We start from the raw sequence: 4,472 nt of genomic DNA on the forward strand, positions 1-4,472 counted from the left end.
AGCGAAAAAGTTTTTCTTTCAAATGCTTCACCTGGAAGAAAAAGTTTTTTGCCCCTTGAACCTCTAGCTCGTTTCTTAGTTTTCAATCGAAAGGGTTCGGGGTCCCATCGATTGAAAAGTTAGAAACGCTGCGTACATGCTACGATGCGGAAGGCAAAAGGGGAAAAAGGAACAAAATAAAAAACCGGCCTAAGTCGGTTATCCTTTTCGTCTTTTAGAATTTAGATCCAGGGAAGGTTTTTACGCTCCGTGATCCCTGTTAAGCGAAAGGCTGGAATCTACAGACTGTTTCGGGCTCTTGCTGCAGATGCAGCAAGTGACTGATTACAGTCTGTGATTAGCGCGTTGAGTAAGGGTTCAGCGGTGAATACGGATTGTTGGAGTGTGTCTTGATACACACGACTTACAATCCGTTTCATGAGCCTTGAGAACGATGTTTAACCTGACTTTTAATGATGTATCACTAAAAAAAGAGAAAAAGAAGGAGACTTTCCTTGAAAAGCCCCCTTATATTTTTAATCAAGATAGAATAAAATCGCTTAGACTCTTATAAATGGTGTGTTTTATAGGTTTTTTCTGAGAAACTAAATCCGTTATCATGTTGATTTTCGGGATGGAATAAATTTCTTCTGAAGGATAGGGAATAGGTTTTGAATAATCAACATTCCCGTCCTTGTCTCTCGGTTTATAATCAAATACCGCAATCGCTTCATATCCTTTTTTAGAAGCTTGTTTATAGTGTTTTTCATCAGAAGAAAGCTCATATAGGGCATACATTAGATTTTCCTCAATGTTCGAAAATTCATTGGATATGTCTTTGTATTCATTACAAACGGTTTGAAATTGTTCTCGGAATTCTTTTTCAATATAAATATCTAAACAGCCTCCGTACCCATCGTCTAGAACAGTACCAATCTTCTTATTTTTAAAATAAACATTCGCTTGAAACCCTGCTCTATCATGTCCAATTCCTGTCTGTAAAGCTTTTAGTGTTACGCCTTTGATTTGTGCCATTTTGTATTTCCCCTTTTTTTAGTGATATTTTTTTGGTTAATATCCGTTTGGTCGTTTATATTGAGTGAAGGGGGAAAAGCCCCCTTATTCTAGTCCATTCTGCCAAAATCATAGTGTATGTCCGTGGCTCCAACTTCAAGTAATTTCTTCTCTATTTCATCCTTGCAATGCTCCCAAGAAACTGAACCTTGCCAGCGACTAATAGGGGGCATGAAATACCTTTGTTCCTGATAGTTAAATTCAAAACCAGCACCTAGCACACAAGCCCCAACATCCCCATAAAATTCAGCTTCATCCTTCCAATAAGCTTGAATGGTTTTAAGTTCCTCTGGAACATTCAAATCAGGCATGATATGAAGTACTTCAGCAACCAACATCGGCTCTAAATCGATTAGAGGATAAAAGGACCTTTCTTCTTGTTCTTTTTGGTTTAATAGTTTTTCAATGTTTGTCATAGATTATCGACTCCTTTGTCTTTTGTATTCCGCATAACTCAGTTCCCGAAATCGGGGATCATTTTTCCCGTTTTGACAAGGAGCTCGAAGCATGAGCATAGCTAGGGGGTCAAGGGTGATCTGAGCGAAAAAGTTTTTCTTTCAAATGTTTCACCTGGAAGAAAAAGTTTTTTGCCCCTTGAACCTCTAGCTCGTTTCTTAGTTTTCAATCGAAAGGGTTCGGGGTCCCATCGGTTGAAAAGTTAGAAACGCTGCGTACATGCTACGATGCGGAAGGCAAAAGGGGAAAAAGGAACAAAATAAAAAACCGGTCTAAACCGGTTATCCTTTTTATCTTTTAAAGGGGTAGTTCCTGAAATGATTTAACGCTCCGTGGACTCCGTTAAACGAAAGGCTGGAATCTACAGACTGTTTCGGGCTCTTGCTGCAGATGCAGCAAGTGACTGATTACAGTCTGTGATTAGCGCGTTGAGTAGGGGGCCAGCGGTGAGTACGGATTGTTGGAGTGGGTCCAGGCCTAAGCCTGATCCTAACGACTTACAAGCCGTATCATGAGCTCAAAGGGGGTAAAAGGTATTTGAAGGACATGTAAAAGGTGGGGTAGTAAAAATAAAAAAAGAAGTGTATCTTTGTAAGAAAAGAGGACTAAGACTACTAACAAGAAGAGAATAAGGGGGTAAGGGTTTGTGATAGATGAAAAAGGATTATTTAATTTAGAAGGGTTATTACAGCTTGAGATAATGGGTGTTCCATTTGGGTATAAAAGCAATTCAAATCCTCAGAATAAAACAAAAGACTTAGTGGTAATCCCTTATCCTGATCAGGCAGAAGAGTTTTATGAAGGAACCAAAGTATTTAGTTATGAAACACTTCAGCTATTACAAAGCAAATTCTATTTTGGCATCAATCAAAGAAGTCAAATGATCGAAGTTCTTTATAACACATTTGAGGATCTATTTAACAAAGAGGATAAAGAAATAGATGACTTTCTAACGCTTCAAGTTCTTTATTCAGAAATGATCTTAAAATTAGGAACCATATTAGAAGATTTTGCTGGAATGTGTTTTGCCTGTAGAGAGTACAAGATAAATCAATCAGATATTGCTAGAACATTTTTATCCTATTCAGATCCCATCAGTTTCTATGAGTCTATAAATTCAAAAAACGGAAAAAGAAAAATCAAACAAATATTTGACTTACCAGAATCAAAAGGGCAAATAAAGAAGCTAATCAACAATACAACTGATGACGAAGTGGAAGTAGTATGGAAAGCTGTTCAAAAATCAACTGAACTTTTTGAGGATAAACTAAAATTTATCTGTAGCGCAATTGTGAGAAATTCAAGAGAAGATATGACCTGTTATGATATGTATAACAAAATTAAACATGGTTTTTCACCTGTATATCCTTTTGTCACACCTGTTCCAATGCCAATAGGGGGATTAAATGAGAATGTACCGACAGAAGAAATTATCTATAAATTTTTCTTTGAATCCATTATGATTATGCATAATCAACTAGGTCAACAAGATCCTGATCCAGCTTATACGTATCAGGAGATTAACTTAACGACAGCGCAGGATATAAGAGAAGTAGTAAGAGACATTTCTTTTCTTTATAAACACTTAATGAAAAAGTATTTACGTATTGCTGAGAATAATAAAGAAATATATTTGTTATTGTCAGAAGGGCAGTTAACGGAAGAAGAAAAACAACAAGTTTTTTCAATTATAACGGACAAAGATAGATATATATTCGAAGAATGAACAAGAGATCTTAAAAAGGTCTCTTTTTTAAATGGTTTATAAACAGATAAAAGCCAGTCGATAGGCTGGTTTCCATTTGCTTTTAAAACAATAAAAGGCTTGCATGGGCAAGCCCTCCTTTATCCCTTTTTATTTTAGAGAAAAAAAGGAAGCTCTTAAGCTTCCTCGCCTTCTTTATATTGATTTCCTAAAATGTAGTCTGAAGCTTTTTGAGCTTGTGAAGCTGCTTGAACAACTAGACGACTATCACCTTTTAATGCTTTTAACCATGATTGGATATAGGAAGCACTATTTGAAATGGTTGTATTCTCAATCCCTGCCACACTACACAGGAAGCTTGCGCCCATTTCCGCAACTAATTCCTCTTTGCTGTAAACTTCATCCCCGAATGCCACAGAATGTGTAGTAATCCCTGGACGGGCTAAACGGCTTTTATGCCCTGTACTGTGAATCATTTCGTGAAACATCGTACAATAAAATTCTTCAATCTGTTTAAAGTCTTTCATCGGTGGGCAGTTTATTTTATCAAGGGTAGGATAATATACAGCTTTTCCAGGGTTAAATGTATAATCTGGGCTATTTACATAACCTTTAATAATATTTTCAGCTTCTTCTATAGGGTCATGGTCAAATGTTTCAATCGTTCTTTTGCTGTTTAAGCCTTCAACTTGAGTATTAATTTCGAATACATTGTAATAACGTAAGAACGGGATTTTTTCCATTTTTCCATTTTCCTCATTTTCTTTCTCTAACCACTTCCAAAATACGACTAGGTGAGATTTAGCCCCTTTTTTAACTTTCCCCCCTGCATCTTTGATTTGTTTAAAAGTACAATATTCCCCTGGCTCTAACAGCATCGTATTAATACCTCTATACGGCTTTTGAGTAACCCAATTTACAGCGTTTGCGTTTGTCCAAGGTTTTCTCCAAGGAATAACCCCTTGTTCTAATTGTTCCATAATTTTTTGAGTAACGATTTCATAAATGTTCATTTGTATTTGCTCCTTTTCCTTTTCGTTTTTGTATTCCGCAGATTCATTCCAAAGGGATTATTTTTCCCGTTTTGACAAGGAGCTCGAAGCATGAGCATAGCTAGGGGGTCAAGGGTGCTCTGAGCGAAAAAGTTTTTCTTTCAAATGCTTCACCTGGAAGAAAAAGTTTTTTGCCCCTTGAACCTCTAGCTCGTTTCTTAGTTTTCAATCGAAAGGGTTCGGGGTCCCATCGATTGAAAAGTTAG

General features: G+C 36.8%; 4 protein-coding genes. 1 reads left to right on the forward strand and 3 read right to left on the reverse strand.

Annotation, left to right across the window (positions count from 1 at the left end; genetic code table 11):
- Positions 1-519 precede the first annotated feature (519 nt).
- Together ACFYKX_RS27145 and ACFYKX_RS27150 are read right to left on the reverse strand one after the other, a co-directional pair.
- The gene (locus ACFYKX_RS27145; RefSeq protein WP_389365439.1) at positions 520-1,014 is read right to left on the reverse strand and encodes a hypothetical protein; all 495 of its coding nucleotides are present in this window, start codon (positions 1,012-1,014) and stop codon (positions 520-522) included.
- A gap of 89 nt (positions 1,015-1,103) precedes the next feature.
- Positions 1,104-1,469, reverse strand: coding sequence for a hypothetical protein (locus tag ACFYKX_RS27150; protein WP_389365441.1), 366 nt, complete (start codon positions 1,467-1,469; stop codon positions 1,104-1,106).
- 686 nt (positions 1,470-2,155) lie between these two features.
- Between ACFYKX_RS27150 and ACFYKX_RS27155 the strand changes: the two genes are divergently transcribed.
- On the forward strand, positions 2,156-3,235 hold the full coding sequence (locus ACFYKX_RS27155; RefSeq protein ID WP_389365442.1) for a hypothetical protein: 1,080 nt from the start codon (positions 2,156-2,158) through the stop codon (positions 3,233-3,235).
- Positions 3,236-3,390: 155 nt separating this feature from the next.
- On the opposite strand, the gene ACFYKX_RS27160 is transcribed toward ACFYKX_RS27155, so the two are convergent.
- Positions 3,391-4,227: an ArdC family protein gene (locus ACFYKX_RS27160; RefSeq protein ID WP_389365443.1), complete on the reverse strand. Its 837-nt coding sequence runs from the start codon at positions 4,225-4,227 to the stop codon at positions 3,391-3,393.
- Between the last annotated feature and the right edge of the window lie 245 nt (positions 4,228-4,472).

The organism is Cytobacillus spartinae, assembly GCF_042865285.1.
Lineage (GTDB): Bacteria > Bacillota > Bacilli > Bacillales > Cytobacillaceae > Robertmurraya_A > Robertmurraya_A spartinae.